The organism is Pseudomonas sp. GD04091 (assembly GCF_029836165.1).
Classification (GTDB): Bacteria; Pseudomonadota; Gammaproteobacteria; order Pseudomonadales; family Pseudomonadaceae; genus Aquipseudomonas.
On the sequence record NZ_JAOEBG010000032.1, the window covers coordinates 1 to 24,471 of the forward strand.

The 24,471-nt window shown below is 64.8% G+C and carries 24 protein-coding genes; 15 read left to right on the forward strand and 9 right to left on the reverse strand.

Going from position 1 to position 24,471, the window contains the following annotated elements; all coding sequences use genetic code 11:
• The first annotated feature begins 276 nt into the window (after nucleotides 1-276).
• Both rhtA and N7422_RS25245 read left to right on the forward strand, forming a co-directional pair.
• Nucleotides 277-1,164: a threonine/homoserine exporter RhtA gene (rhtA, locus tag N7422_RS25240; RefSeq protein WP_279809068.1), complete on the forward strand. Its 888-nt coding sequence runs from the start codon at nucleotides 277-279 to the stop codon at nucleotides 1,162-1,164.
• A 190-nt stretch (nucleotides 1,165-1,354) separates the two neighbouring features.
• On the forward strand, nucleotides 1,355-1,636 hold the full coding sequence (locus tag N7422_RS25245) for a hypothetical protein (RefSeq protein ID WP_279809069.1): 282 nt from the start codon (nucleotides 1,355-1,357) through the stop codon (nucleotides 1,634-1,636).
• 47 nt (nucleotides 1,637-1,683) lie between these two features.
• Here the strand turns inward: N7422_RS25245 and N7422_RS25250 are convergent, their stop codons facing one another.
• The gene (locus tag N7422_RS25250; protein WP_279809070.1) at nucleotides 1,684-3,486 is read right to left on the reverse strand and encodes an aminopeptidase P family protein; all 1,803 of its coding nucleotides are present in this window, start codon (nucleotides 3,484-3,486) and stop codon (nucleotides 1,684-1,686) included.
• A 196-nt stretch (nucleotides 3,487-3,682) separates the two neighbouring features.
• Here N7422_RS25250 and N7422_RS25255 point away from each other — a divergent pair, with 196 nt between their 5' ends.
• On the forward strand, nucleotides 3,683-4,795 hold the full coding sequence (locus N7422_RS25255) for a DUF3182 family protein (protein WP_279809071.1): 1,113 nt from the start codon (nucleotides 3,683-3,685) through the stop codon (nucleotides 4,793-4,795).
• A complete protein-coding gene (locus tag N7422_RS25260; protein ID WP_279809072.1) occupies nucleotides 4,779-5,549 on the forward strand; it encodes an alpha/beta fold hydrolase in 771 nt (256 codons plus the stop codon). The genes N7422_RS25255 and N7422_RS25260 overlap by 17 nt, the downstream gene beginning before the upstream one ends.
• Here the strand turns inward: N7422_RS25260 and N7422_RS25265 are convergent.
• Nucleotides 5,528-5,908: an antibiotic biosynthesis monooxygenase gene (locus N7422_RS25265; RefSeq protein WP_279809073.1), complete on the reverse strand. Its 381-nt coding sequence runs from the start codon at nucleotides 5,906-5,908 to the stop codon at nucleotides 5,528-5,530. The two genes, N7422_RS25260 and N7422_RS25265, sit on opposite strands and share 22 nt — an antisense overlap.
• 88 nt (nucleotides 5,909-5,996) lie before the next feature.
• Between N7422_RS25265 and soxR the strand changes: the two genes are divergently transcribed.
• Entirely contained in the window at nucleotides 5,997-6,452 is a 456-nt protein-coding gene (gene soxR / locus N7422_RS25270; RefSeq protein ID WP_279809074.1) for a redox-sensitive transcriptional activator SoxR, read from the forward strand.
• Nucleotides 6,453-6,455: 3 nt separating this feature from the next.
• On the opposite strand, the gene N7422_RS25275 is transcribed toward soxR, so the two are convergent.
• Nucleotides 6,456-7,433, reverse strand: coding sequence for a helix-turn-helix domain-containing protein (locus tag N7422_RS25275; protein ID WP_279809075.1), 978 nt, complete (start codon nucleotides 7,431-7,433; stop codon nucleotides 6,456-6,458).
• Between the two features lie 82 nt (nucleotides 7,434-7,515).
• On the opposite strand from N7422_RS25275, the gene N7422_RS25280 reads away from it, so the two are divergent.
• Nucleotides 7,516-8,064 (forward strand): cysteine hydrolase family protein, encoded by a 549-nt coding sequence (locus N7422_RS25280; protein WP_279809076.1) that lies wholly within the window; start codon nucleotides 7,516-7,518, stop codon nucleotides 8,062-8,064.
• A 4-nt stretch (nucleotides 8,065-8,068) separates the two neighbouring features.
• Here N7422_RS25280 and N7422_RS25285 read toward each other — a convergent pair whose 3' ends face one another.
• On the reverse strand, nucleotides 8,069-8,632 hold the full coding sequence (locus N7422_RS25285; RefSeq protein ID WP_279809077.1) for an XRE family transcriptional regulator: 564 nt from the start codon (nucleotides 8,630-8,632) through the stop codon (nucleotides 8,069-8,071).
• 84 nt (nucleotides 8,633-8,716) lie between these two features.
• On the opposite strand from N7422_RS25285, the gene N7422_RS25290 reads away from it, so the two are divergent.
• The 7 genes from N7422_RS25290 to N7422_RS25320 all read left to right on the forward strand — a co-directional run bounded on the left by N7422_RS25290 (nucleotide 8,717) and on the right by N7422_RS25320 (nucleotide 15,868).
• Nucleotides 8,717-9,661, forward strand: a complete 945-nt coding sequence (locus tag N7422_RS25290) for a DMT family transporter (protein ID WP_279809078.1) — start codon at nucleotides 8,717-8,719, stop codon at nucleotides 9,659-9,661.
• Between the two features lie 149 nt (nucleotides 9,662-9,810).
• Nucleotides 9,811-12,726, forward strand: a complete 2,916-nt coding sequence (locus N7422_RS25295) for a monovalent cation/H+ antiporter subunit A (protein ID WP_279809079.1) — start codon at nucleotides 9,811-9,813, stop codon at nucleotides 12,724-12,726.
• Nucleotides 12,726-13,070 carry a Na+/H+ antiporter subunit C gene (locus N7422_RS25300; RefSeq protein WP_013971840.1) on the forward strand — a complete coding sequence of 115 codons (345 nt, stop codon included), beginning with the start codon at nucleotides 12,726-12,728 and terminating at the stop codon, nucleotides 13,068-13,070. The genes N7422_RS25295 and N7422_RS25300 overlap by 1 nt, the downstream gene beginning before the upstream one ends.
• Nucleotides 13,067-14,746 carry a monovalent cation/H+ antiporter subunit D gene (locus N7422_RS25305; RefSeq protein ID WP_279809080.1) on the forward strand — a complete coding sequence of 560 codons (1,680 nt, stop codon included), beginning with the start codon at nucleotides 13,067-13,069 and terminating at the stop codon, nucleotides 14,744-14,746. Before N7422_RS25300 ends, N7422_RS25305 begins: the two co-directional genes overlap by 4 nt.
• The gene (locus N7422_RS25310; RefSeq protein ID WP_279809081.1) at nucleotides 14,743-15,231 is read left to right on the forward strand and encodes a Na+/H+ antiporter subunit E; all 489 of its coding nucleotides are present in this window, start codon (nucleotides 14,743-14,745) and stop codon (nucleotides 15,229-15,231) included. Before N7422_RS25305 ends, N7422_RS25310 begins: the two co-directional genes overlap by 4 nt.
• Nucleotides 15,228-15,506: a K+/H+ antiporter subunit F gene (locus N7422_RS25315; protein ID WP_279809082.1), complete on the forward strand. Its 279-nt coding sequence runs from the start codon at nucleotides 15,228-15,230 to the stop codon at nucleotides 15,504-15,506. The genes N7422_RS25310 and N7422_RS25315 overlap by 4 nt, the downstream gene beginning before the upstream one ends.
• Nucleotides 15,503-15,868 carry a Na+/H+ antiporter subunit G gene (locus N7422_RS25320; RefSeq protein WP_279809083.1) on the forward strand — a complete coding sequence of 122 codons (366 nt, stop codon included), beginning with the start codon at nucleotides 15,503-15,505 and terminating at the stop codon, nucleotides 15,866-15,868. Before N7422_RS25315 ends, N7422_RS25320 begins: the two co-directional genes overlap by 4 nt.
• Before the next feature lie 3 nt (nucleotides 15,869-15,871).
• Here the strand turns inward: N7422_RS25320 and N7422_RS25325 are convergent, their stop codons facing one another.
• Together N7422_RS25325 and N7422_RS25330 are read right to left on the reverse strand one after the other, a co-directional pair.
• Nucleotides 15,872-16,081 carry a hypothetical protein gene (locus N7422_RS25325; RefSeq protein ID WP_279809084.1) on the reverse strand — a complete coding sequence of 70 codons (210 nt, stop codon included), beginning with the start codon at nucleotides 16,079-16,081 and terminating at the stop codon, nucleotides 15,872-15,874.
• Nucleotides 16,078-16,548 (reverse strand): hypothetical protein, encoded by a 471-nt coding sequence (locus N7422_RS25330; protein WP_279809085.1) that lies wholly within the window; start codon nucleotides 16,546-16,548, stop codon nucleotides 16,078-16,080. The genes N7422_RS25325 and N7422_RS25330 overlap by 4 nt, the downstream gene beginning before the upstream one ends.
• Nucleotides 16,549-16,863: 315 nt before the next feature.
• Between N7422_RS25330 and N7422_RS25335 the strand changes: the two genes are divergently transcribed.
• Nucleotides 16,864-17,061: a hypothetical protein gene (locus N7422_RS25335; protein ID WP_279809086.1), complete on the forward strand. Its 198-nt coding sequence runs from the start codon at nucleotides 16,864-16,866 to the stop codon at nucleotides 17,059-17,061.
• 5 nt (nucleotides 17,062-17,066) lie between these two features.
• On the opposite strand, the gene N7422_RS25340 is transcribed toward N7422_RS25335, so the two are convergent.
• From N7422_RS25340 to N7422_RS25350, 3 genes are all read right to left on the reverse strand, one after another.
• Nucleotides 17,067-17,261, reverse strand: coding sequence for a hypothetical protein (locus tag N7422_RS25340; protein WP_279809087.1), 195 nt, complete (start codon nucleotides 17,259-17,261; stop codon nucleotides 17,067-17,069).
• 113 nt (nucleotides 17,262-17,374) lie between these two features.
• The gene (locus N7422_RS25345; RefSeq protein ID WP_279809114.1) at nucleotides 17,375-18,919 is read right to left on the reverse strand and encodes a methyl-accepting chemotaxis protein; all 1,545 of its coding nucleotides are present in this window, start codon (nucleotides 18,917-18,919) and stop codon (nucleotides 17,375-17,377) included.
• 206 nt (nucleotides 18,920-19,125) lie between these two features.
• Nucleotides 19,126-19,530 (reverse strand): TraR/DksA family transcriptional regulator, encoded by a 405-nt coding sequence (locus tag N7422_RS25350; RefSeq protein ID WP_279809088.1) that lies wholly within the window; start codon nucleotides 19,528-19,530, stop codon nucleotides 19,126-19,128.
• Between the two features lie 366 nt (nucleotides 19,531-19,896).
• Between N7422_RS25350 and N7422_RS25355 the strand changes: the two genes are divergently transcribed.
• Nucleotides 19,897-24,450: a hypothetical protein gene (locus N7422_RS25355; RefSeq protein ID WP_279809089.1), complete on the forward strand. Its 4,554-nt coding sequence runs from the start codon at nucleotides 19,897-19,899 to the stop codon at nucleotides 24,448-24,450.
• The last annotated feature ends 21 nt before the right edge of the window (nucleotides 24,451-24,471 follow it).

Here is a 24,471-nt window from a genome sequence, read left to right on the forward strand (position 1 = left end):
GAAAATGAAATATTTAGCGAAAGGGTCGCATCAAGGCTGTCAGGTGTTCGCCATAACCTTAGCAGCGCCTATCAGATCGAGCGCCGCCCGCGCGGCGCATCGCGGGCAAGCCCGCTCCCACATCTGTTCCGGGCGGCCAGTCACTCCTTTTAGGTCATCGCTGTCTGCCTTGGTGCATGGTGTGCGGTTACAGGAAAGCCGATGCAGAGCTTGCTTACCTTGACGCCAATTGCGCACTATATTGCGCATCCTGCGTTCACAATAATGGAAGCCGACATGTCCCCCTCAAACCGCAGCCTGGCCGCCACACTCTTCCCCATCGGCCTGCTGCTGATCGCCATGGCCTCCATCCAATCAGGGGCTTCGCTGGCCAAGAGCATGTTTCCCGTGGTGGGCGCCCAAGGCACGACCGCGCTACGACTGATCTTTGCCAGCATCATCATGCTCTTGCTGCTGCGGCCCTGGCGCGCACGCCTGGACGCCAGCACCTTGCGCAGCGTGATCATCTACGGCATGGCCCTGGGCGGCATGAACTTCCTCTTCTATATGTCCCTGCGCAGCGTTCCACTGGGAATCGCCGTGGCACTCGAATTCACCGGCCCGCTCGCAGTGGCGCTATGGGCTTCGCGACGGGCATTGGACTTTGTATGGATCGCACTGGCGGTGGTCGGCCTGCTGCTGTTGATCCCTGTCGGCCAGACAGGCGCAGGGCTAGATCCTATCGGCGCCGCCTACGCCCTTGGGGCCGGGGTGTGCTGGGCGCTGTACATTCTCTACGGGCAAAAGGCCGGCGCGCAAAACGGTATCCAAACCGCCGCCCTGGGGGTGGTCATCGCAGCGATCTTCGTCGCCCCCATCGGCATCGCCCACGCGGGCAGCGCCCTGCTTACGCCAGCCCTGCTGCCTGTGGCCCTGGGCGTCGCCATCCTCTCGACCGCCCTGCCCTACAGCCTGGAGATGGTGGCCCTGACCCGCATGCCAGCCCGCACCTTCGGCACATTGATGAGCATCGAGCCAGCTTTCGGCGCGCTGTCCGGGCTGCTCTTTCTGGGCGAGAGGCTCACCGCCTGGCAATGGCTGGCGATTCTCGCCATCATCACCGCGTCAGTGGGTGCGACCCTTTCGATGAAACGGGAAACACCCCCCCCTGTAGCTGCCGACTGATTTGAGAAATATTTGCATTTAACCGTTATGCAACCTTGTACCACTCCCCATGCCTGATTAAGCTGTCACAAAATCATAATCTTGACGCTATCTACTGAGCTGTACATGGATGCCGGGGACCATCAGGGAAGACGCGAAGCGTAAACGAAAGGCCCGTTGACAACGTAGTCGGGCCCGCATAAGGACAGGAATGAAACGTATTTTGCTCATCCTGGCCATCCTGGCCATCGCTGGATGCGCCGCGACAGCCAACACCGAGGTGAAGCGCGGGAAGAAGGGCCTGCACATCAACTGCTCGGGGCTGTCCTCGTCGTGGGAAAGGTGCTACAGCAAAGCGGCTAGCTCCTGCAGCAGCAAGGGCTACAAGGTCATCGCCCGCTCAGGCGATAACGACGAAGAGCCGGGCGACTATGTGTTCGGCATCAATCCTGCCGGCTACACAAGCCGCAGCATGATCGTGATCTGCAAGTAGACGCAGAAAGGGCAGCCCGAGGCTGCCCTTTTTCATTCATGTGTCATTCAGATGGGTGCGGTACGCCGCTCCAGCCATGCCAGCGCCTCACCCTCAAGCAGCGGAGCGAGCCGCTCGCGTACCGCCTGATGGTAGCGGTTGAGCCAGGCGATATCCTCGACGCCAAGCATTTCGGTCAACAGGCAGCGGGTGTCGATCGGGCACAGGGTCAAGGTTTCGAACCCAAGGAACTCACCGAATTCGCTCGTGCCGGCTTCACGGTTGACCACCAGGTTCTCGATACGCACGCCCCACTGCCCCGGCCGATAGGTGCCGGGTTCGATCGAGCTGATCATCCCGGGCTGCATCGCCGTCTGCGGCGTGGCCGCTGCCTGATAGGCGATGACCTGCGGCCCCTCATGCACATTCATGAAGTAGCCGACACCATGGCCGGTCCCGTGCCCATAATCGACCTGGTCCGCCCAGATCGGCGCACGGGCGATGGCATCGAGCAGCGGCGAGAGGATCCCCCGTGGGAACCTGGCCCGCGACAGGGCGATCATGCCTTTGAGAACGCGGGAACAATCCGCCTTCTGTTCGTGACTCGGCTCACCGATCGGCACCATTCGCGTGATATCGGTCGTTCCACCCAAGTACTGGCCACCCGAGTCGATCAACAACAGGCCATTGCCCTCGATCACGGCATGGGATTGCTCGGTGGCGCGGTAGTGCGGCATCGCGCCATTGCCGTTATAGGCCGCGATCGTGGCGAAACTCAACGACACGAAGCCAGGACGACGGGCCCGAGCGGCGCTCAACTGCTCGTCGATGGTCAGTTCGGTGATGCGTTGCCTGCCCTGGCTCGCCTCGAACCAGGCGAAGAATTCACACAGCGCCGCGCCATCCTGCTCCATGGCCTGGCGGATATGGACGAGGTCCCCCTCCCCCTTGCGCGACTTGCTCAAAGTCGTCGGGTTGATGCCCTCCACCAGGCGCACCTGCTCATGGAGGTTGTCCAGCAGCCCACGCGTGACCCGTGCCGGATCCACCATCAGGCTGTCCTCAGGCGCAATGGCGGCCAGTGCCTCATTCACCGTGGCGTAATCCCGCACTTCGATGCCATCGGCCGCCAGCACCTGGCGCAGATGATCATCGACCTTGTCACGGCCGACGAACAGGCAGGCCTGGTCCTGGCTGACCAGGGCGAAGGACACGAACACCGGATTGTAGGAGACATCGCTGCCACGCAGATTGAACAGCCAGGCGATATCGTCAAGGGTGGCGATGAAGTGCCAGTCGGCGCCTTTTTCCTGCAGCGTGCGCCGCAATTCGGCGAGTTTTTCCGCCCGATTGACCGTGGCATGTGGTGCCAGGTGCTGGTACACCGGGTTACCCGGCAGTTGCGGCCGATCGCTCCATACCTGCGTAAGCAGGTCCAGATCCGTGCGCAACGTCGCGCCCCGGGCCTGCAGGCGGTCCCCCAGCTGACGGGCCGAGGCCAAAGCCATGACCGCGCCATCCACCGCGACCGTCCCGCTGGCCTGCGTGCCCAACCACTCCAGCGCGCCCGGCTGTCCAGGGCGCAGCTTCATCAACTCGATACCGCTACCCGCCAGCTCCTTTTCCGCCTGCTCCCAGTAGCGGCTGTCCGCCCACAAGCCGGCGAAATCCGCCGTCACCACCAGCGTACCCACTGAGCCCTGGAACCCAGACAACCATTGCCGCCCTTGCCAATAACCTGGCAGATACTCGGACAGATGGGGGTCGGCAGACGGCACCAGCAGCGCGTCCACGCCCTCGCTGGCCATGACCTCGCGCACGCGGGCCAGCCGCGCCGGTACGGATTCGTGAAGGGGGGACTGACTGTTCATGCGCACTCCTGCGAAAAGGTCTCGACAGATCCAGACCGTCGATAATGAAACAGCCGCGCAACGCCCGCAATCATCATGGCCGCAATAAGACATGCCTTGCCCCAAGTGCCATGTCGACCGCCGATCCATCGCCCTGAACTAAACAGCTGACTGACCTTTCACAACCCTTGCATACCGAGCACGTGCGAGGTCAGTCATGCCCCACCCCAGCGATACCAGAAGCGCTGTCGTATTGCTCGATACCCGCGAGCACACGCCGGACCACGAGCACACGGTCCACCTCAAGATCGCCGACTACCTGGCGCAGCTGCTGGGTGCCGAACGGATCGAAGCCGGCCCTTCGGCGACCAAGGGCGCACGCTCCTACTACATACCGACCGAAACCCTGATAGATCCGGCACGCCATGCGCCGTTGGGCATCCACGGCGAGAACGACCTGTTCGGCGGCATGGTCAGCCATCCGCACATGGCCACCAAGGCGATTTCCCATCCACTGCCGGCCGGCGCGAGTTTCCCCCCTGGGTGGACGGATGCCTTTGCCCGACGGGCCAGTGCCGCGCTGTTGCGAGGCTATACCGTGTTTTCCAAGGTGGATGCCCGCCGCGCCACCGACCTGCTGCTGCGCGAAGGTCCGGTTCGGATCAAGCCGGTGCAGGCCTGCGCCGGTCGAGGCCAGCAGGTCATCACCGATATCCAGGCACTCGAGCCGCTGCTGGAGACCATGGATGACCAACAACTCGCTCTATGGGGCCTGGTACTGGAAGAGGACCTGAGTGAAGTCCAGACCTTCAGCGTCGGCCAGGTGCGCGTGGCCGGCCTGACCTTGAGCTACCACGGCAGCCAGCACCTCACCCGCGACCATCAGGGTATCGAAGTCTATGGCGGCTCCGACCTGCTGATCGTGCGCGGCGACTACCTGCAGTTGCTGCAATTGCCCCTGGAGGATCATCTACGCCTGGCCATCAATCAGGCCATGACCTACGAAGAGGCCGCCGAGCGCCACTTCCCGGGTTTCATCGCGTCACGGCGCAACTACGACATCGCCCGCGGCCATGACAGCCAGGGCCATGTGCGCAGTGGCGTGCTCGAACAGTCCTGGCGCCTGGGCGGCGCCAGCCCCGCCGAGGTCCTGGCGCTGATGGCCTTCGCCGACGACGCTGCCCTGCACCAGTTGCGCGCGTCGACCCACGAGGTGTTCGGCCTGCCCCGGCTGCCCGCCGACGCCACACTCTTCTATCAGGGGCACGACAGTGAACTCGGGCAACTCAGCAAATATGCACGGATACGCGACCATGACCATCGAGAGTGAAACCATAGAACTTCAGGTCGAAGGTGAAAGCATCGTCGGCACCCTGGTCAGCCCCGGCAGCAAGATGCCGGGCATCCTCTTCGTCCACGGCTGGGGCGGCAGCCAGCAACGTGACCTGGCCAGGGCTCGGCAGATCACTGGGCTGGGATGCGTGTGCATGACCTTCGACCTGCGCGGCCATGAGAAGACCGAAAGCCAGCGCCTGACCGTGACCCGCGAGCAGAACCTCGATGACCTGCTGGCCGCCTATGACCGGCTGGCCAGCCATCCGTCGGTCGACCCTGCGGCCATCGCGGTCATCGGCAGCAGCTACGGCGGCTACCTGGCCACGCTGCTGACTGGCTGTCGGGCAGTGAAGTGGCTGGCGTTACGCGTACCGGCCCTGTATTGGGACGATGAATGGAACGCCCCCAAGCAAGCCCTCGACCGCCAGCGTCTGAGCAGCTACCGCCTGCGCAACCTCGGCCCTGCCGACAACCGCGCCCTGGCGGCCTGCGCGGAGTTCGCCGGCGATGTGCTGCTGGTGGAGTCGGAACAGGACGACTATGTCCCGCACAGCACCTTGATGAACTACCGTTCTGCGTTCGTCAGCGCCCACTCGATGACCCACCGGCTGGTCGATGGCGCCGATCATGCGCTGTCCAGCGAAGAGAGCCAGAAAGCCTACAGTGCGATACTGACGGCCTGGATCAGCGAGATGGTGGTCGGCGCCCGACTGGACCGCTATCCCCATTACGCTCCCTGGTATGCCTGAGTCTCGCCCAGTTGGCAGTGCAAGCCACCATCGGCGCCGCGCACCAGGCTGCGCAGGGTCTGGTACGCGGCAAAATTCACCCCGCGCGCCTGGTACCGGCGCAAAAGCTCGAGGAAAGGCTCCTCGACGAAACAGCCCGCGGCCGCCACCCAGGCCTGACGCGATTGCCATTGCAGGTGCTGCAGTACCCGGCGTCCATCGTCGCTGGCCTGGATGCTGACGCTCAACAACCCCTCGCAACGCTGCGCCAACTGCTCGCTGCGCACCACCAGGGCCTCGGCCAGCGCGTCCTGGCACAAAGGGGGCACATCGTATTCGATCATTTGGGTGAACCACAGGGAACGGGTATTGACCACCATGGCGGAGCTCCTCGTCTTGGGCACTTGCAGCAGATGGCCAGGGAGGGTAAAACCTCCAGTTAACTCAAGGTCAAGGACTTTCTCGCGAATGAAGCCACCCTCATCCCAGGACCGCCTGCTCAGCGTCGGCCAGGTGGCCGAACGCAGCGGTGTCGCGGTGACCGCCCTGCACTTCTACGAAACCAAAGGGCTGATCCACAGCACCCGCAACGCCGGCAACCAGCGACGCTATCCACGTGCCATGTTGCGCCGGGTGGCGGTGATCAAGATGGCCCAGCGCCTGGGTATCCCGCTGGCCGATATCGCCAGCGCCCTGGACAGCCTGCCCCGCGATCACACACCTACCGCGGAGGATTGGCGGCACCTTTCCGCGCGTTGGCGCAACGACCTGACCCGGCGCATCGACGAGCTGATGATGCTGCGCGACCAGCTCGATGGCTGTATCGGCTGTGGTTGCATGTCGCTGAAAGAGTGCCCCCTGCGCAACCATCATGACCGTCTGGCCGATGAAGGCCCTGGCCCTCATCCCCCCTGCCACGCCTGATGCTCAACTGCTGATGACCGCGAAGCGCCGCCGGTACTCGCTGGGTGTCATGCCGGTCAGGCGCTGGAATACCTTGCGCAAAGCGCCGGGATCCTGATAACCGACGCCCCAGGCGATCTGGTCGATGCTGCGTCGGGTGAACTCCAGTAGCCGACACGCCCGTCCGACCCGTACCTGCTGCGCGTACTCGGTAGGACGCAATCCGGTGGCGGCGCGAAAGCGGCGCAGGAACGTGCGGGGTTCCAGGCCGGCACAGCGAGCCATCTCAGCCAGGCCGGCGTTGACCGAGTCCTCTGCTTGCAACCAGTGCTGCACCCTCAGCACCGCCTCGTCGCCATGCTCCAGACGTGGTTGGAACAAGGCACCCGGCAGAGGCGCCGGTGAGGGCTCGACCGACAGGTAACGGGCGGTCTCGCGAGCCAGGGCATGGCCAAGAAAGCGCTCGATCAGGTGCAGGCCAAGATCGGTCCAGGCCATCAACCCGGCAGAGGTCACGATGTCGCCATCATCCAGCAATGGCTGGCTGCCTTGCACCCGAACCTTGGGGAAGCGCTCGCTCAGGGCCTGGGCGTAGTTCCAGTGCGTGCAGGCCGCCCGCCCGTCAAGCAAGCCGCTGCCAGCGATGAGAAACACGCCGATGCACACCGAGGCCAGCACGGTGCCCTGGCCATGCAGTTGACAGAGTGCGGCGCGATGCGCCTGGAGCAGCTGCGCCGAGGGCACCGCCGCCAGGCTGGGCGGGATCATCAATGCACGTAGCGCATGGCCGGCCTGGGGCAGACTGTCATGCACCAGCTGCAACTGCCCGGCGGGATCGAGCTGCCAATGGCTGACCCGCAGTACGGGCAGTTCCAGGGCGCCCAGCTGCGCAGCGACCCGGTTGGCCACCGCGAACAGGTCGCTCAGGCCGTACACCGCCGCGCTCTGCGCACCGGGGTAGATCAACACACCGATTTCCAGGCTGTCAGTTTTTGCCGTCATTGTGTCGCTCGCGCCAATCCTCAATCCGATCGCCCAAGCCTATAACTATCGCCAGTTCGTCACTACTGCCGCAGGAGGCATCATGAGCAAGCACGCCCTGATCATCATCGACATCCAGAACGACTACTTTCCGGGTGGCAAATGGCCCCTGGATGGCGCCGAGGCGGCCGCCGACAATGCCGCCCGGCTGCTGGCCGCCGCGCGCCAGCGGGGCGACCTGGTGGTGCATGTACGCCACGAGTTCCAGGACAGCGACGCCCCCTTCTTCGCGCCAGGCTCGCAAGGCGCACAGATCCATCCGAAGGTAGAGCCCGCGACCAACGAGGCCGTGGTGCTCAAGCACAACGTCAACAGCTTCCGCGACACCAACCTCAAGGGCCTGCTCGACCAGCACGGTATCGAGGCACTGACCATTGCCGGCAGCATGAGCCACATGTGCATCGACTCGGCGACGCGCGCCGCCGCCGATCTTGGCTATGACGTCAGCGTGGCCCACGATGCCTGCGCCACCCTGTCGCTGACGTTCGACGGCAAGCAGGTAGCCGCCGCCGAGGTGCAGGCCGCGGCGATGGCCGCGCTGGCGTTCGCCTACGCCAAGGTGGTCAGTACCGAGCAACTGCTGGCTGGCTGAACGCTCAGATCACCACGTTGCGCACGAAGCGCACCGGCACCGCACCGTCGTTGCGATAGACATAGCGGCAATCGCTGGGGAAGACGAAGAACTCGCCCTTGCCCAGCCGCCGCTCTGCCCCTTCTATGACGAGTGCCAGGCATCCCTCGACCACATAGATCTGCTCGCCCCAGCCTGCCGCATCGGCCTCGCTGGCATAGCATTCGCCCGGGGCCAGGGTCCACTCCCACAGTTCGACCTCACGCCGCGCCGGGCTGCTGCCCAGCAGAACGGCACGACTGCCAGGGTGCTCACCGGCCCAGGCCAGTTCCTCGATACGGCTGGGATCACGTCGGTCGGGCGCCTGGATCAACGTGCTGAAGGCCACGCCGAGGGCCTCGGCGATGAGGTCCAGGGTGGTCAGGCTGACATTCTTCTCGCCGGCCTCGATGGCCACCAGCATCCGCCGGCTGACACCGGAACGCTCCGCTAGCGCGGTCTGGCTCAGGCCAGCATCGCCGCGCAGGCGGCGAACGTTCTGACTGACATGCTGTAGCACCGATGCGCGGTGCTCGGAATCTTTGTGCACTATATTGCTCACTGGTAGAGGTTGCGCAGTATACTGCCCACTTTGCGGCGAATTGTGCGCCGCCCCTTCCGAGTGTGCAAGTCCATGAGCCAGCCCCCCGCCCGCAAACCCATCGTCGCCTTTCGCCTGAGCAAGGCCGAACTGGTGCTGGTGTTCATCACCATGCTCTGGGGCGGCACCTTCCTGATCGTGCACAACGTCATGAGCGTCAGCGGACCGATGTTCTTCGTCGGCCTTCGTTTCGCCGCCGCCGCCTTGTTCGTGGGGCTGGTGTCGGCCCGCGCACTGCCGGGGTTGACCCTCACCGAACTCAAGGCGGGCGTGGTCATCGGTGTCTCGATCATGCTCGGCTACGGCCTGCAGACCATGGGCCTGCAGACCATCAGCAGCAGCCAGTCGGCGTTCATCACCGCGCTCTACGTACCGTTCGTGCCGCTCCTGCAATGGCTGGTACTGGGCCGCCGCCCAGGCCTGATGCCCAGCCTGGGCATCTGCCTGGCCTTCGTCGGCCTGATGCTGCTGGCTGGCCCCGAGGGCGGCACACTGCGCTTCAGCGAAGGCGAACTGGTGACGCTGGTGAGCGCCGTGGCCATTGCCGGCGAGATCATTCTCATCAGCCGCTATGCGGGCAAGGTGGACGTACGGCGAGTCACCGTCGTGCAACTCGCCACCGCGTCGGCACTGGCGTTCCTGATGATCGTGCCAACCCAGGAGCGCATTCCCGACTTCTCCTGGCTGCTGCTGGTCAGCGCGGTAGGCCTGGGCGCGATGAGCGCGGTGATCCAGGTGGCGATGAACTGGGCGCAGAAGTCGGTCTCGCCCACCCGCGCGACCCTGATCTACGCCGGCGAGCCGGTCTGGGCCGGCATCGTCGGGCGTATCGCCGGCGAACGCCTGCCGGGCGTGGCGCTGATCGGCGGGCTGCTGATCGTCGTGGCGGTGGTGGTGAGCGAGCTGAAGGTCCGGCGCCGGAACGAGGCGACCTTGGTGCAGGATGAGCAGACAAGGCAACGCGAAGCCGGCCTGTAAAGTGCTCAGGACCCGCTATGCTTTGTAAGAAACTGTTATAAAAAAACAGCTTGTCACAGCACATTTGTAGGATCCTGCAACCGCTTGCGTGTTGGTGAACAACGGCCCGGCACGTATGATCCTTGGCAAACTTCTCAGAACAGAACGCTATGTCATTGATTGTGCTATTGCTTCTGCCCTTCGTGGGCAGTTGCCTGGCGGCTGTCCTGCCGCACAACGCACGCAACGCCGAGTCCATTCTTGCCGGGCTCGTGGCCCTGGTCGGCACCGTCCAGGTGGCGTTGCTGTACCCCCAGGTCGCCGATGGCGGCGTCATTCGCGAAGAGCTGCTGTGGTTGCCGAGCCTGGGCCTGAACCTGGTCCTGCGCATGGACGGCTTTGCCTGGCTGTTCAGCCTGCTGGTGCTGGGCATCGGCACCCTGGTCGCATTGTATGCGCGCTACTACATGTCGCCCCAGGACCCGGTGCCGCGCTTCTTCGCCTTCTTCCTGGCCTTCATGGGCGCCATGCTCGGCCTGGTCATCTCCGGCAACCTGATACAGCTGGTGTTCTTCTGGGAATTGACCAGCCTGTTCTCCTTCCTGCTGATCGGCTACTGGCACCACCGCGCCGACGCCCGCCGCGGCGCCTACATGGCGCTGATGGTCACCGGCGCCGGGGGCTTGTGCCTGCTGGTCGGGGCCCTGCTGCTCGGCCATGTGGTCGGCAGCTATGACCTGGACAAGGTCCTGGCTGCCGGCGACACCATCCGCCAGCATGCGCTGTACCCGGTGCTGCTGCCCCTTATCCTGATCGGCGCGCTGAGCAAGAGCGCGCAATTTCCCTTCCAGTTCTGGCTGCCCCACGCGATGGCGGCGCCCACCCCCGTATCGGCTTATCTGCACTCGGCGACCATGGTCAAGGCCGGGGTGTTCCTGCTCGCCCGGCTATGGCCGGTGCTGTCCGGCAGCGAGGAATGGTTCTGGATCGTCGGCGGGGCCGGCGCTGCCACCTTGCTGCTCGGCGCCTTTGCCGCGATGTTCCAGAACGACCTCAAAGGCCTGCTGGCCTACTCCACCATCAGCCACCTGGGCCTGATCACTCTGCTGCTGGGCCTGAACAGTCCGCTGGCCGCCGTCGCCGCGGTGTTCCATATCCTCAACCACGCCACGTTCAAAGCCTCGCTGTTCATGGCCGCCGGCATCATCGACCACGAAAGCGGCACCCGCGATATCCGACGCCTGAGCGGCCTGTTCCGGCTGGTGCCATTCACCGCGACCCTGGCCATGGTCGCCAGCGCCTCGATGGCCGGCGTACCGCTGATGAACGGCTTTCTGTCCAAGGAAATGTTCTTCGCCGAGACCGTCTTCATCACCTCCACCGCCTGGGTCGAGGCGGCCCTGCCGGTGATCGCCACCCTGGCCGGGACCTTCAGCGTGGCCTATGCGCTGCGCTTCACCGTCGACGTGTTCTTCGGCCCTCCCGCCCAGGACCTGCCCCACACGCCCCACGAGCCGCCGCGCTGGATGCGGGCGCCAGTGGAGCTGCTGGTGCTTGCCTGCCTGGTGGTCGGCATCTTCCCGGCACAATCGGTCGGCCCGTTGCTCGCCGCCGCCGCCTTGCCCGTGGTCGGTGGCACCCTGCCGGAGTACAGCCTGGCCATCTGGCATGGCTGGAATGCGCCACTGGTCATGAGCCTGATCGCCATGACCGGCGGGATCGTCCTCTACCTGTTGCTGCGCAAGCAGCTGCAACGTGGGCGCTTCCCTTATCCACCGCTGATCGAGCGCTTCAACGGCAAGCGCCTGTTCGAACATGGCCTGGTGCGCCTGATGCTGCTGGCGCGACGCATCGAAGGGCTGCTGACCACCCGCCGCCTGCAGAAGCAACTGTTCATGCTGGTGCTCGCGGCGTTCCTCGCCGGCCTCACACCCTTGCTGTTCAGCGGCCTGAGCTGGGGCGACCGACCGAAGATCCCGGGTTCTGGCGTGTTCGTCGCGCTGTGGCTGATCGCCATCGCCTGCGCCCTCGGCGCCGCCTACCAGGCCAAGTACCACCGTCTTGCCGCCCTGATCATGGTCGGCGTCTGTGGCCTGATGACCTGCATCACCTTCGTCTGGTTCTCCGCCCCGGACCTGGCGCTGACCCAGTTGGCCGTCGAGGTGGTGACCACCGTGCTGATCCTGCTCGGGCTGCGCTGGCTGCCCCGGCGTATCGAAGGCGTCTCGCCATTGCCTGGCAGCCAGGATCGCGCCCGCCTGCGCCGTCTGCGCGACCTGGTGCTGGCCGTACTGGTCGGTGGCGGCATGGCGGTGCTGTCCTACGCCATGCTCACCCGTCCGACGCCCAACGACATCTCTTCGTTCTACCTCAGCCGCGCCTTGCCACAAGGTGGCGGAACCAACACGGTCAACGTGATGCTGGTCGACTTCCGTGGCTTCGATACCCTCGGTGAGATCACCGTGCTGGTGGCCGTGGCGCTCACCGTGTTCGCGCTGCTGCGCCGGTTCCGCCCGCCCAAGGAAAGCATGCAGCTGCCAGCCCAGCAGCGTCTGCTGGCCCCGGACGTGGTCACCGACCTGGTCAACCCGCGTCACGCCACCGACACCGCGCTTGGCTTCATGATGGTGCCTGCTGCACTCGTGCGCCTGCTGCTGCCGATCGCCCTGGTGGTTTCGATGTACCTGTTCATGCGCGGCCACAACCAGCCGGGCGGCGGCTTCGTCGCCGGCCTGGTGATGTCGGTGGCGTTCATCCTGCAATACATGGTCGCTGGCACCCAGTGGGTCGAGGCGCAGATGAGCCTGCGTCCGCTGCGCTGGATGGGCACCGGCCTGCTCTGCGCCACCCTCACCGGCGCTGGGGCGATGCTGTTCGGCTACCCGTTCCTCACCACTCATACCGCGCACCTGCACCTGCCGCTGCTGGGTGACGTGCACGTGGCCAGCGCGCTGTTCTTCGATATCGGCGTCTACACCGTGGTGGTCGGATCGACGCTGCTCATCCTCACCGCGCTGGCGCACCAGTCCGTTCGCGCCTACCGCCCCGGCAATCCCGCCAAGTCCAGCCAAGCAGGAGCCGCCTGATGGAAGAAGTCATTGCAGTCGCCATCGGCGTCCTGGCCGCCTCCGGGGTCTGGCTGATCCTGCGCCCACGTACCTACCAGGTGATCATGGGCCTGTGCCTGCTGTCGTACGGCGTCAACCTATTCATCTTCAGCATGGGCAGCCTGTTCATCGGCAAGGAGCCGATCATCAAGGACGGCGTTCCCCAGGACCTGCTGCACTACACCGACCCGCTGCCCCAGGCGCTGGTACTGACCGCGATCGTCATCAGCTTCGCCATGACCGCGCTGTTTCTGGTAGTGCTGCTGGCGTCACGCGGCCTGACCGGCACCGACCATGTGGATGGCCGGGAGCGTGACGAATGACTGGCATGAGTCAACTGGTCATCGCACCGATCCTGCTGCCGCTGCTGACCGCGGCGCTGATGCTGCTGATCGGCGAAAGGCACCGCTGGCTGAAAGCCCGGCTGAACCTGTTGTCCACCCTCGTCGGCCTGGCCATCGCCATCACGCTGTTGATGTGGGTGCGTACCCAGGGGCAGGCCGAGTCCATCGGTGTCTATCTGCCAGGCAACTGGCCGGCGCCGTTCGGCATCGTGCTGGTGGTGGACCACCTCTCGGCCCTGCTGCTCACCCTCACCGGCATCGTCGGCAGTTGCGCCCTGTTGTTCGCGCGGGCCCGCTGGGACGGCGCCGGGGCGAGCTTCCATGCGCTGTTCCAGATCCAGCTGATGGGCCTGTACGGCGCATTCCTCACCGCCGACCTGTTCAACCTGTTCGTGTTCTTCGAAGTGCTGCTGGCGGCCTCCTACGGCCTGCTGCTGCACGGCTCGGGCCGGGCACGGGTCAAGGCCGGCCTGCACTATATCGCCATCAACCTGTTCGCCTCATCGCTGTTCCTGGTCGGCGCGGCCATGCTCTATGGCGTGACCGGCACCCTGAACATGGCCGACCTGGCCTTGAAGGTGCCGCTGGTGCCGGAGGCCGATCGCGGGCTGCTGCATGCCGGCGCGGCGATCCTGGCGATTGCCTTCCTGGCCAAGGCCGGCATCTGGCCGCTCAACTTCTGGCTGGTGCCGGCCTATTCATCGGCCAGTGCGCCGGTGGCCGCGCTGTTCGCGATCATGACCAAGGTCGGCCTGTATGCCGTGCTGCGCCTGTGGAGCCTGCTGTTCTCCGGCCAGGCCGGCGCCTCGGCGCACTTCGGTGGCGAGTGGCTGGTGTATGGCGGCCTGGCAACGCTCGCCGTGGCCGCGGTTTCCATCCTCGCCGCGCAGCGCCTTGAGCGCCTGGCGGCTCTGAGCATCCTGGTCTCGGCCGGCACACTGATGGCCGCCATCGGTTTCGGCCAGCCCGTGCTCACCGGTGCCGCGCTGTTCTACCTGGCCAGCTCCACCCTGGCCCTGTGCGCCCTGTTCCTGCTGGCCGAACTGGTCGAGCGCTCGCGTTCGGCCAACGAGGCGCCGCTGGAGGACGAAGAGGGGACGATCCCGCCGCCCCTCGAGTCGCTGCATCCGCCCAAGGGCATCAACCTGGACGATGAGCAACAGGTCGTGATCGGCCAGATCATTCCCTGGACCATGGCCTTCCTCGGCCTGAGCTTCATCGCCTGCGCCTTGTTGATCATCGGCATGCCACCACTGTCGGGTTTCATCGGCAAGCTCAACCTGATCAGCGCCCTGTTCAATCCGCAAGGCATGGGGGTCGCTCCCGAGCAACCGCTGGGTGCTGCCGGCTGGACGCTGGTGACCCTGCTGATCCTCTCCGGAATGGCCTCGCTCATCGCTTTCGGCCGTGTCGGCATCCAGCGGTTCTGGAAGCCCGAAGAGCGCCCCTCGCCGCTGCTGCGGCGCTATGAATGCGTGCCCATCGTCATCCTGCTGGGCCTGTGCGTCTTCCTCAGCCTCAAGGCCGAACCGCTGCTGCGCTACACCCAGGACACCGCAGCCAGCCTGCAGGCACCTGACAGCTACATCCAGGCGGTGATGGCGACCCGGCCACTACCCGGCCCGACCACCGCCAGCACCGAGGTTCAGCCATGAAGCGACTGTTCCCCGCGCCACTGCTATCCATTTCACTGTTCGCGCTGTGGCTGCTGCTCAACCTGTCGGTCAGCCCGGGCAACCTGTTGCTCGGCGCCGCACTGGGCATCCTGGCGCCGCTATTGATGGCTCCCCTGCGCCCGCAGCACGCCCACGTGCGCCGGCCACTGGCGATCGTCCGACTGATCTGCCGCGTCGGCCTCGATGTGATCCACTCCAACCTGCTGGTGGCCCGTGGCGTGCTGCGCGCCGGCCGCAGACCGCCACGCTCGGCGTTCGTGCACATTCCGCTGGCCCTGCGTGACGCCCATGGCCTGGCCGCCTTGTCGATGATCACCACGGTGGTGCCCGGCACGGTCTGGTCGGAGCTGGCGCTGGATCGTAGCGTCCTGCTGCTGCATGTCTTCGACCTGGAAGACGAAGCAGCTTTCATCGAGCACTTCAAGCACACCTATGAACGCCCGCTGATGGAGATTTTCGAATGAGCGGCCTGCTAGCCAACGCCGTCCTCGCCAGCCTGTTCATCTTCGCCATCGCCATGGGCCTGGCGCTGATCCGGCTGTTCCGAGGCCCTTCCGCCCAGGACCGCGTACTGGCCCTGGACTACCTGTACATCCTGGGCATGCTGATGATGCTGGTGCTGGGGATTCGCTACGCCAGTGACACCTATTTCGAGGGCGCGCTGCTGATCGCCCTGTTCGGCTTCGTCGGCTCCTTCGCCCTGGCCAAGTTCCTCCTGCGTGGCGAGGTAATCGAATGAACGAAACCATCGAACTGCCGTTCTGGCTGGAATTGGCGGTATCCGCCCTGCTGCTGCTCGGCAGCCTGTGCGCCCTGATCGGCGCCATTGGCCTGGTGCGCCTGAAAGACTACTTCCAGCGCATGCACCCACCGGCGCTGGCCTCGACCATTGGCGCCTGGTGCGTCGCGTTGGCATCGATCCTGTTTTTTTCCGTGCTCAAGCAGAGCCCGGTGCTGCACGCCTGGCTGATCCCGGTCCTGCTGTCGATCACCGTTCCGGTGACCACGCTGTTGCTGGCCCGTGCGGCGCTGTTTCGCAAACGCACCTCGGGAGAGGAAGTGCCGGACGAGGTCAGCAGCGGCCATGATCGCGGCAATTGACCGTCAGTCCTGGGTCAGACGCTGCAACTCCCGCCGCACCATCGCGGCGTAGGGTGGCGGGCTGAGCTGGTAGAGCTGGCCTGCGACCCAGGTCAGCCAGGCACCCTGCAACTCGTCGCGACGCGCCAGCAACTGCTCGGCCTGCCGGATGGCCTGAGCCTGGTGCCGACGATGGAAATCGGCTCGCGAATCCGACTCCGACCCTTCGCTCACTCGCTGGCCTTGAACGTGGTCAGCTCGCCCTTGCGCCATTTCGCGACCTTGCCGGTGACAGCCTTGAGCAGTTTGCCCAGGCCTTCCTGAACCTGCTGCTGGGCTGCGAACACCATCACCACGCCATGTCCTTCGCGGAACACGATGGCGTTCCCCTCCGGAACCGAGACAAAGGCGTAGTCACCCTGGCCGTAGACATTGAGCTTGATCTCGCGAAAGCGCAGCTCGAGCTTGCCGCCTTCCCGGCTGGGCAGCACCGCGGCGCGAAAATGATCGCCGACCTTCAGTTCAAGGCGTTGCTTGTCATCGACCACCATCGCACTGTCAGTGTCGATTTCGGCCATGTACAAACCATCGGGGTTCTGCTCGGTGACGTAGATGAAACGCCCCTGGAAAAGTTTGACCAACCTGGCCCGCAGGTCGCCCAGGGCAAACAAAGCGTGGGTATCGAGTGTACTGACTGCCAATGAAGAGCTCCTCACATCAATTGCAACCGGCCACGCCCCAGACGCCTGTGCAGGTCAGGTGGCAGCCACTTCAAGTAAACGTCCCAAGGACTGTGGAAACAGGCAACGGAGCATCTTCGCAGCAGGCGTAGGCAACAACCGGGAAATGATTCACTCGGCCATCGCCAATGGGCGCGAAGTATGCTTCGACCAATTTCCATAAAAGGAATCCGTAATGCCTGACAGCAAAGATGTCAGGAAGGATGCGATCGATAAGGCCGACCCCTTCGTCACAAAGGGCAGCGCCCTTCATGCGCACATTACAAGGAAGCGAATATGCACGAAAACCATGAAATCCGTCGAGAGCCACGGAACATTTACACCCCTGACAACAGTGGCGGCATGCCCCGTTTCATCGTCATCCCCGCCGGCATCGCCTTCTATCACGTGGTCGAGCGTGCCACCGGCAGGATCAGGGGGTTCCGTCAGCGCCACGCGGACGCCTGCGCGCTGGCCCGTGCCTTCGAGGGCTGAGCGCCTCAGGCCGCTCGCCCCCTGGCCATCTGCGCTTGCCAGGCCGCCTGACATTCCAGCGCCTCGTCACGGCTGGCGAAAGCCGTGCCACGGCGCTCTCCATCGACCAATACCACCCAGCACAAGCGCTTGCCCAGTGCACGCAGAGAGGCCGGCACACCACTGCCGATCATCACGGCCACATCGATTCGGCTATTCATCATTCCCTCCGGAATTTAATTAGCAACCTAACGAAGTGGCATGATACGCCTTGCCTGCCAGGGAAAACAGCGCACGCCGGCACTGCTGTATTGCACCAATGGCAACAAACGCCTCAGTTCAGCCCTGGCTCTGGCCGATAACCCAGACGCAGGCCACCCCAGTGCCGCCCCTGGACGAAGATCGGCACGGACAGGTCGTGCATCAGTTCGCCGGTATCGCGGGTGTAGGTCTGCAACAGCAGGCGCTGCTGGTGGCTGCCACAGCGGATCCCGGTGCGATCGTCGAACATGCGCTTGCTGCGATTGTGCGCAGTGTCGTGGACAGGATCGCCGGTCAATGGCTGGTTGAAGGCAGCGTTGTGCGTGGGTACATAGCCCTGCGCGGTGCAAGCGATGGCGTAGACCAGGCCATCATGCTGCAGCAGCGGCTCCTGGATCTGCGGCAGCACGCCATCGGTATAGTGATCGAACCGCGTGGTGAAACGGGGTGGCTGCAGGTCGGCAATCGGCCGGTAGTGGCGGTCGAACAGATCGTCCAGGCCAATACGCCCCTGGTCGATGTCGGTCTCGAAGCATTCGCCGATCTGCCGCGCGGCAGCCTCGGCCAGTTCGAACACGCTCTGGTGATAGGCGTCCAACCCGACCTCGGCCAGGCGCTCGCTGAGGCCTTCGACCTGCCCTTCCATCTGTACCGCGGCGTTGGCCAGCCGCCGGGTCTGCTGGTCGCTGACCTCCAGGTCGCTGCGCACCTGGGCCACGGCCTGGAACAAGGTATCGAGCTGGGCCTGGTTGGTCTGCGTACCGGCGGCGATTTCGCTCACTTGCCCCTCGACACTCGCGGCAAGCCGGGCAATCTGCGCCAGCTGTCCGCCGGTATGCTCGACCTGCTCGACACCACGGCCCAGATCCTCGGCCAACTCGCGGATCTGCGCCACCACCTGGGCGGTTCGCGCCTGGATATCGGTGACCAGTTGCCCCACCTCCTCGGTGGCACTGGCGGTACGTCCGGCCAGCCCACGCACCTCGTCGGCCACCACCGCGAAACCGCGGCCATGCTCCCCGGCCCGCGCGGCCTCGATGGCGGCGTTGAGCGCCAGCAGATTGGTCTGGCTGGCAATGGCCTGGATCACCAGGGTTACCCGGGCGATGGCCTCGCTGCGCTGGTGCAGCGCTTCGATCAGCTCGCGGCTGCTCATGGCCCGTTCGCTTAGGCCACGCATGCAGCGGATCGACTCGGCGAGCACTTCGCTCCCCGCGACGCTGCTGCCGTGAGCCGAGCGCGCAGCGTCCAGAGCCTGCTGGCTCAAGTGCGCGGCGCACTGCTCGGTGGCAATCATGATCTCGGCACTGCCGACGATCTCCTGCGCGGCCCCCAGCTGCGACTGCACGCGCGCCGCCAGCTGTTGCACCGAATGCGCCACCGCGGCGGCCGACAGAGCGTTGTGACTGGTACCACGAGCCAGCTCCTGAATCAGCTCACGGTCCTGGGCAGGTGCCGACGCCTGAAGCGGGGCTCGCGATCGCCGGCCGTGGGGCAACCACAGCACCAGCAACGCCAGGGGCAAGGCGAGGTACAGCGCCAGTCCGGCGAACGCCATGGCCGACAGCACCGCGCACAGGGCCGCGCCCCGGAGCAACGGAAACGTCCAGGCCAGCATGGGGAACGGCTTTTCGTCAGCCGTCAGAGATCCTTCTCGCATCATCTTCGTGGTCCATCCGCATGTCGTTCTTGTGACGTCATTAAACGCCACTATAACGCCATTATCCACGCTCCCTTGAGAGCAAGACGGTCACGCTTGATGCAAGGCAATAAAACACGAAGGCCCCAGGGATCGCTCCGTGGGGCCTTGCGCAGGGCGTGGAATCAGATCTGCCGCTGGTGGCGGTCGAGCTGTTCGTGACGCTCCTGGGCTTCGATGCAGTACTTGGTGGTCGGGCTGATCAGCAGGCGCTTCAGGCCGATCGGCTCGCCGCTGTCGTCACACCAGCCGAAGCTATCGTCACCGATGCGGTCCAGGGCCATCTCCAGCTGCGGCAGCAGGCGCTGGTCGCGATCGATGGCGTTGACCAGCCAGGTGCGTTCTTCCTCGACCGACGCCACGTCAGCGGGATCCGACGGGGTATCCAGGTTTTCGATGGCGGTGCGGTTGAGTTCGATGCGCTCGTGGGTTTCGACTTTCATCGCTTGCAGCAGCGCGGTGAAATACGCGAGCTGCTCGGCGTTCATGTAGTCATCGGCCGACATGGCCAGCAACTGTTCCTTGGTCATCGACTTCTCTATGAAAAATGTGCATTTGGGCAATTCAGGTGCCACCGGCGACACGGTCATCGGTAGCGGAATTCTTCAAGCGCCAACCGGCACTCTTTTACAGGGGGCGGCAGTCTAAGGTGCCAAGCGGCGGTGGGCAACAGAAATGACGGTGGATTTGACCGAAATTGCCAGGAATCCGCCCGCTGGTGCTGTCATTGGCCGCGCTCGCGCCGCTGGGCGGCGCCGCCAGGCAATATGCCGCAACAAATACCACGTTGCCAACCCGGCAGCGCTCGAAACGCCCCGATGCGGTAGCCCGATAGTGCATGCCAGGTCATGAAAAGACGCCTGATTGGCCTCCCTTCATGCACACACCCGAACACCATGAACGACAACCTGCACCAACGCCCGGCCCGTTTCAGCAACCTGGACTGCAAGGTGGCCCGCCGCTTCGATGATCGCCCCGTGCTCCTCGACGCCGCCGACCGTATCCTGAGCGAGCAATGGCAACAATACCTGCCTGGCGATTCCCATGATCCACTGACGCTGTACCTGGCAAGCCGTCATCCGCGCTCCGGCAGTCTGTGGATTCGCCCATTGTCGCAAGTGCTCGTGGAGCGCTATTGCCAGCGCCAGACACTCAACCTCGACGAAGGCGTCGATTTCGTCTCTTCTCGCGTCGAAGCCGACCAGGCCAGTCGGGTGAGTATCGACCTGCATCAGGTCGAGCTACTGGTCAACGAAGCGGCTCCGACTCTGCTCGAGGTCTATCGGCGGGCGCTGACAGCCTACTGGAGTCACTTCGACAAGGCCGGCCAGACGCCATGGCACTGGTTCGCCCAGTACCTTCGCGGCCAGTTCCAGGAGGCCATCGCCGCTCACCGCAAGGCCAGGAGCCTGCCGGACTTCGCCCTGGCGGCCATCCAGCAGGTGCACGAGCATCCAGATGCCGATGCGCGCAGTACGTGGGAACATGCGCCCCACCTGACGGTGTCGCACCTTGCCGTGGACTTCTCTGCCGACGCCAAGCTCGACAGCGACCTGGCCAGCGCCCTGCTCGTCGAATACGCCGATGACGACCCAGGGCATGGGATGACGTTGCTCTTCACGCTGGCCGGCAAGCTGCACAGTTTCCCGTCTCGCCAGCAGATGCTGACCACCATCGGCCGCTATTGGCCAGCCGGTTCACACATCGCGCACCACGTGGTGCACATCGTCCCGACCACCCAGGGTGCCTTCGAAATCCAGGCACTGGGCTTGCTCGACCAGCAGCTGCGTCTGATCGAGCACCTGGCCGGGCAATACCGGAGCAAGCTGGACGCCCTCAACATGAGCCTGGCCCTGGACCGCCTGACCTCGATGATCGACCTGTGCAGCGATGCCGAGGCCAGCCAGCGCCGCACCTTGTCCGGGCATCTGCCCGCCTGGCTGCGCAATGCCCGGGGCCGCCCGTTGATGCGCTACAGCAACCTGTTGATCGACGTCGCCCAAGGCTACCTGGAGACCCAGGGCACGTTCTGGCTCGACGGTATCGACAACGCGCAAACCTTCGCCAACCGGCAGCTTGCCGCGCGCTTCAGCGCCGACCACCCAGGCGACAGCGTCGACCCCGCCCACGTGCGGATCATCAATTACCAGACCACCGCAACCGCCAGCGCCGGCCAGGGCGGGATCATCACCTCGGGAGAAGTCACCCCGGTCTCCTACTCGCTCGCCCAACTGGCGATCGGCAACCTCGGCCTGCTTCGGCCAGGGCGGGTCGAAGTGGGTTCAACCGCTGCCGGTACCCTGCCCGACTGGCTCGACGCAGGTTACCTGCGAAAAGTGGTCAGCGAGCTGGACATCGCCACCGTCTACCCGGCCATGCTGCGCGACAAGCTGCTGGGCGACCAGGCCCAGCGCAAGGCACGCCAGCGCCTGCTCGTCACCCAGTTGCGCAATCAGTTGCCGGCCTTGGCGCAGGAGTTGTATCTGCGCGAGAAACTCCCCGATCAGGAAGCCGCCAGCCACATCGCGCAAGTGTTCTCGACCGCCGGCGATGATGATGCCCAGCGCTGGGTGATGCGCCCGCTGGGCTTCATCAAGGCACCTGGGTCACCCGTGGACCACCCGCGCAACACCTGGCTGATCGAGCCACTGTCCCCCGTGGCCGATACCTGCCTGCTGTACCGCCCATTGCACGAGGACAGCCTGCTGCAGTTCAACGACCGCCTGGCGCTGTTCGTCGCCATCAGCACCCCTGGCCCGCTTCAGGACGATATGCTGCAGCGCCTGCCTGCCGAAGACCGGCGGTTCTATGCCCATGGCGGCTTTCTCGAACCGCATCTGTTCGTGCCCCTGGACGACACCAGCGCCATCCCGTTCGGCACGCCGGCACCGGTGAAGCTGTCGCTGGAAGCGCCTGTGGACGATCCCGGCGAGGCCCTCTACCTGGCGTGCGTGAACGAATCGATCGAGCATTTCGAGGAGCACGCCTCGACCACCGCGCAGACCCGCTGGGCACGCTGGAGGGAGATGGGCTGGCTGCTGTTCAACACCCTGTTGCCCCTGGCCGGTGGCGCGTTGGGCAAGGTGGCCTGGCTGGCGCAGATGGAGCTGACGCTGGCCGACTTCATGGACTCCGACGCCCAGCGTGAACCTGGCCGGCACCAGCTGGCGCTGGTCAACCTGCTGGTCAATATCGCCATGCTGCTGTTTTCCCATTCGATCCTGCGCATACGCGAGGAACAGGGCGAGGCGCCGTCGTTCCCTGGCGAGGCCATCGCCTCCCCGCAAGCGCTGCCTGCTGCCGCTCCGGCAGTGGCGGCAACTTCGCTCATTCGCCTCGACTTCAGCTGGGCACGGCCCGCTCGCGCGCTGACGGCCAGGCAGACCGAGGCGCTGCATGCCCTGCGGGCCAATATCGACGCCTCGCGGCTCGGCACGCCGATCCCCAGTGGGGCGCTGCGTGGCCTGTATCTGCATGGCGACAAGCTGTACACAAGGCTGGGCGACAAGGTGTACGAAGTGATGCTGGACATGCCGCGCAACCAGATGCGCATCATCGGTCCGGACCTTGCCCAAGGGCCTTGGCTGCGCCATGACGAAGCCGGCCGTTGGCAACTTGACCTCAGCCTGGCGCTCAAGGGCGGCATGCCGCTCTCCGGTCAGATCCGCGCGTTACGGCTGGAAAAGGCCAATGCCCTGCGCAGCGTCGATGAACAGATAAAGGCGGACAAGGCTGCCATTCCCGCCAAGCTCAAGGAACAGACCACGATCGAGAGCCTGGTCGCCGCCACGCTCGACGAGACCGCCCTGCAGACCTGCCAGAGCAAGTTGCAAACCCTTTCGGCGTTCTGGGCGACGCACGTCGAACGGCTCAAGACCCGCAACGCCCTGCAACCGATCAGCAACTTCAAGACCGTCCATGCCTATGCGCTCTACCAGGACACCTTCTGCCAACGTGTGCTGCGCAAGGTACTCCAGTTGCGCTACCAGCCTGACCGCGAACAACTGCTGCAATTTGCCAGGCAACAGCAGGACGGCGCGGACCTGACCCGCCGCGACATGCGTATCGCCAGCGAGCGCCTGGACCGGCTGGTGCCGATGATCGACCTGATGATCGAGAACAACCGCCACCTGCGTGATTGCCAGGACGCGCTGAACCGGCTCGCCAGCCCGCAACAGCCCGAGATCCTGCAATGGAGCAAGCTGGCCGGCACCCTGCCCGCCACCGCGGAGCGCGGCCTGATCCTGCGTTTCCTGCGCCTGGAAGCCCTGCTCAACCGCCTGACCCTGATGAACGACCTGACGGACGACGCGGTAATGTGGCGCGATCGGTTCTGGAGCAACGTTCAGCTAGGCATCGCCCAGCGGGCAAAGCTGTTCAAGCGAACCAACGCCGACGAGGAGCTCAGCACGATGCTGTTGCGCAGCATCCTCGGCCATTTCCAGGCGGCGGCGCGCCAGTTGGGCATCTTCACCGGCCTGGTCGAGGGAGAGGCCGCGAACCAGGCCGCGAATCAGTTGCAGGAACAGCTCGACTGGTTGATCTCGCACATCAGCCAGGACCTTGCCGGGCTGCCTGACTATCCACCGACCCGGACCCTCAGCCAGATGCGCGAGACCGAGCCAGGGTTGATCGAGACGTCCGAACACGGTCTGCTGCTGGGCGAACCCCGTGCGAACGATGCCAGGACCGTCGATATCGCGGGCCCGGACAGCAAGACACCGTCACGCACCTACCGCAACAAGAAAGGCGAGTGGGTGGAACTGAAGACGGCGGCCAAAGCCGGTAAACGCGCCTCTGCCCAGCAAAGCCTCACCCAACTGCTCGAAGACAGCGACCGACTGATGGAGCAAGCGCGCGATGAAGTGGCGAAACTGCAACGGACTAGCGCCAGCTATCTGCCGAGGGAGCTCGAAGAAGGTGTACTGCACCAGCGTCAGCGCCTGCTCGAGCAGATCGATACCGTCGAGGCGCGCCTGACCAAGGACAACGAAACCGATGAAGCGCGTGCCGGCAGGGACGCCGAGCTGACCTGCCGCGCCTTGCGCCGGTTGGCCGATGAGCTGCAAGGCAGCGCCAGGACGCTGCGCATATCGGCCGCCCTTGCGCAGAAGCCGAGCATGGGTGAAGTCATGTTCCTGGTCGCAGAAAAACAAGTGCAGATCACTGCCGTCGGCCCTCGGGTCAGGCTTGCCGAGGTCAAGGGCAGGCCCGAGGACTTCCTCGACGAGTACAGGATCAGCCACGCAGGCAAGGGGCTGTGGTATGCCCACTTCCACTACGCCACGATGACCGCGGCCAAGGCCGACTTCACCGCCGGGCACCTGAAGACGGCGGTGCAACGGCGCATGTCCGGGCACCGCCACGCCGACGGCAGTGGCGGCACGGTAGAGGTCTACCGTGCCAAGGTCACCCATGCGGCCGCCGCGAAGTACTTCTTCAACCGATAGACGCAAGGGCGCAGCCTGGGC

Coding starts and splice junctions, on each gene's coding strand:
- rhtA (WP_279809068.1), top strand. CDS start 277: ATGTCCCCCTCAAACCGCAGCCTGGCCGCCACACTCTTCCCCATCGGC.
- N7422_RS25245 (WP_279809069.1), top strand. CDS start 1,355: ATGAAACGTATTTTGCTCATCCTGGCCATCCTGGCCATCGCTGGATGC.
- N7422_RS25250 (WP_279809070.1), bottom strand. CDS start 3,486: ATGAACAGTCAGTCCCCCCTTCACGAATCCGTACCGGCGCGGCTGGCC.
- N7422_RS25255 (WP_279809071.1), top strand. CDS start 3,683: ATGCCCCACCCCAGCGATACCAGAAGCGCTGTCGTATTGCTCGATACC.
- N7422_RS25260 (WP_279809072.1), top strand. CDS start 4,779: ATGACCATCGAGAGTGAAACCATAGAACTTCAGGTCGAAGGTGAAAGC.
- N7422_RS25265 (WP_279809073.1), bottom strand. CDS start 5,908: ATGGTGGTCAATACCCGTTCCCTGTGGTTCACCCAAATGATCGAATAC.
- soxR (WP_279809074.1), top strand. CDS start 5,997: ATGAAGCCACCCTCATCCCAGGACCGCCTGCTCAGCGTCGGCCAGGTG.
- N7422_RS25275 (WP_279809075.1), bottom strand. CDS start 7,433: ATGACGGCAAAAACTGACAGCCTGGAAATCGGTGTGTTGATCTACCCC.
- N7422_RS25280 (WP_279809076.1), top strand. CDS start 7,516: ATGAGCAAGCACGCCCTGATCATCATCGACATCCAGAACGACTACTTT.
- N7422_RS25290 (WP_279809078.1), top strand. CDS start 8,717: ATGAGCCAGCCCCCCGCCCGCAAACCCATCGTCGCCTTTCGCCTGAGC.
- N7422_RS25295 (WP_279809079.1), top strand. CDS start 9,811: ATGTCATTGATTGTGCTATTGCTTCTGCCCTTCGTGGGCAGTTGCCTG.
- N7422_RS25300 (WP_013971840.1), top strand. CDS start 12,726: ATGGAAGAAGTCATTGCAGTCGCCATCGGCGTCCTGGCCGCCTCCGGG.
- N7422_RS25305 (WP_279809080.1), top strand. CDS start 13,067: ATGACTGGCATGAGTCAACTGGTCATCGCACCGATCCTGCTGCCGCTG.
- N7422_RS25310 (WP_279809081.1), top strand. CDS start 14,743: ATGAAGCGACTGTTCCCCGCGCCACTGCTATCCATTTCACTGTTCGCG.
- N7422_RS25315 (WP_279809082.1), top strand. CDS start 15,228: ATGAGCGGCCTGCTAGCCAACGCCGTCCTCGCCAGCCTGTTCATCTTC.
- N7422_RS25320 (WP_279809083.1), top strand. CDS start 15,503: ATGAACGAAACCATCGAACTGCCGTTCTGGCTGGAATTGGCGGTATCC.
- N7422_RS25335 (WP_279809086.1), top strand. CDS start 16,864: ATGCACGAAAACCATGAAATCCGTCGAGAGCCACGGAACATTTACACC.
- N7422_RS25340 (WP_279809087.1), bottom strand. CDS start 17,261: ATGAATAGCCGAATCGATGTGGCCGTGATGATCGGCAGTGGTGTGCCG.
- N7422_RS25345 (WP_279809114.1), bottom strand. CDS start 18,919: ATGCTGGCCTGGACGTTTCCGTTGCTCCGGGGCGCGGCCCTGTGCGCG.
- N7422_RS25350 (WP_279809088.1), bottom strand. CDS start 19,530: ATGACCAAGGAACAGTTGCTGGCCATGTCGGCCGATGACTACATGAAC.
- N7422_RS25355 (WP_279809089.1), top strand. CDS start 19,897: ATGAACGACAACCTGCACCAACGCCCGGCCCGTTTCAGCAACCTGGAC.